At 43.3% G+C, this 1,645-nt stretch carries 3 protein-coding genes; all 3 read left to right on the forward strand.

Annotated features, from left to right (window positions below):
• Window positions 1–244 precede the first annotated feature (244 nt).
• From LDK53_RS21715 to LDK53_RS21725, 3 genes are read left to right on the forward strand one after another with little or no spacing between them, the layout of a single operon-like run.
• Window positions 245–637 (forward strand): polymorphic toxin type 44 domain-containing protein, encoded by a 393-nt coding sequence (locus LDK53_RS21715; protein WP_225288047.1) that lies wholly within the window; start codon window positions 245–247, stop codon window positions 635–637.
• A complete protein-coding gene (locus LDK53_RS21720) occupies window positions 615–1,049 on the forward strand; it encodes a hypothetical protein (protein WP_094917317.1) in 435 nt (144 codons plus the stop codon). Before LDK53_RS21715 ends, LDK53_RS21720 begins: the two co-directional genes overlap by 23 nt.
• A gap of 21 nt (window positions 1,050–1,070) precedes the next feature.
• The gene (locus LDK53_RS21725; protein ID WP_225288048.1) at window positions 1,071–1,556 is read left to right on the forward strand and encodes an Hcp family type VI secretion system effector; all 486 of its coding nucleotides are present in this window, start codon (window positions 1,071–1,073) and stop codon (window positions 1,554–1,556) included.
• The last annotated feature ends 89 nt before the right edge of the window (window positions 1,557–1,645 follow it).

Here is a 1,645-nt window from a genome sequence, read left to right on the forward strand (position 1 = left end):
GTGGCGCTGCGCTTACCCGGCCTACAAAACCCGTAGGTCCGTGCAAGCATAGCGCCGCCGGGCGAATCAGGCGGATGCCCTCACCGCCGGGCGAAGCCTGCTCAGGCTAAGTTTCTTTGATATTTAATGCGATCAATACCTTAGATAGATGTTTTCCCGTCATTTATCTGGAAACAGATATCTTTTTTACTATTGCAAAAGCGTATGATAGCGATTTTATAACCATTAATAATGAAGGGTTAATATGGCTGTTATACCTTTGTTACCAAAAGAAGGAATCGCGCTTGTATTGGCAAACATGAGGATTGCAAGAGCGCAAGGTATGAGTAGAGACATGGCTATCCCAACGACTTATCTTTGGTTTTATCAAAAAGTAAGAAATAAGGGGCCGTGGGATTACAAACAAGGACACCCTGAGCTAGCAAACTTTGGGAACTTCAATTATGGTTCGGCTGGCTATGCCGCCGGGATCCCATCAGAAACGTTGTTGATAGGTGCTGGATGGGCGCAGGAAAGAGCTAAAACCTCTAAAAAGAAATGGGGTCACTGGTATCAAAAACCGCCTTATGGGGATGATCCTCGCGATCAGTTTTGGATAAGGCAAGGTATCGATTATGCAAAGAAACACGGTTATTAAACGGCTTCACTGCTTACTCACAACGATTCTTTTGTTCGTTGTTTGTGGGTTTCTGGCATACCAATACTATTTTTATGCTCCTCCTCACGATAGCTTTGTAAGCAAACAGAAACTATCTGATACCGTCACACTGTACATTACAAAGTATGACGATGGAGGCGCAACGGTGTCTGATGTTTACCGCTTCTATTTAGATAAAGACAACAGCGGGAACATTATGAAAGACCTTGAAGATCGTTCACCATTCCTTGAGGCCAATACAAGCACTGTTACAGCTTCTGCTTATGGGAACACGGTCAATGTAAAAATTACGGGCAAGGTTTATTCATTCACTAATTCTGATCTGTTCTATGCGGATGGTATAGCGATCATGCCAGTCATTAACCTCATAGCAAATGGAACAAGGGACTAATTAGCATAAGGAGATTTAGAAATGGCTGTACCAGTTCACCTCTTTTTGAAAGACAATGGCGGAGCAATGATTCGAGGCGGTTCTGATGTAGCAAAACGTGAAGGAAGTATAGAGCTTAGAGACTTGATCCATAATCTGAGCATTCCGACAGATGGGGCAACAGGTAAACTTACAGGAACAAGGCAACACTCAGCATTCAGTTTAACAAAAGCTATTGATTCGTCTTCACCCTATCTATACAAAGCCGTAGCAACAGGCCAGACGCTTCAAAGTGCTGAATTAAAATTCTATCACATCAATGATGCTGGTCAGGAAGTTGAATACTTCAACATCCTTATGGAAGGCGTGAAAGTCATTTCAATAACTCCAATAATGCATGATACAAGAGATTGTCCCGGTACTGGGCACATGGAAAATGTATCTTTGCGATATGCAAAAATCACATGGAAAATTCTGGACGGTAATATTCAATTCAGCGATGCGTGGAACGAGCGTCCAATATCGTAAGTTCAGTAGATTGAGATTAATGACAACCCCTGTCATCAACAATTGCGCCGTCTTTCTTGCCGGGTGGCGCTGCGCTTACCCGGCCTACA

This window comes from Enterobacter sp. K16B, from assembly GCF_020216105.1.
Lineage (GTDB): Bacteria > Pseudomonadota > Gammaproteobacteria > Enterobacterales > Enterobacteriaceae > Enterobacter > Enterobacter sichuanensis.

What these genes read in the sequence shown, in the direction of transcription:
- LDK53_RS21725 (WP_225288048.1), top strand. Translation starts at nt 1,071, where the DNA reads ATGGCTGTACCAGTTCACCTCTTTTTGAAAGACAATGGCGGAGCAATG.
- LDK53_RS21715 (WP_225288047.1), top strand. Translation starts at nt 245, where the DNA reads ATGGCTGTTATACCTTTGTTACCAAAAGAAGGAATCGCGCTTGTATTG.
- LDK53_RS21720 (WP_094917317.1), top strand. Translation starts at nt 615, where the DNA reads ATGCAAAGAAACACGGTTATTAAACGGCTTCACTGCTTACTCACAACG.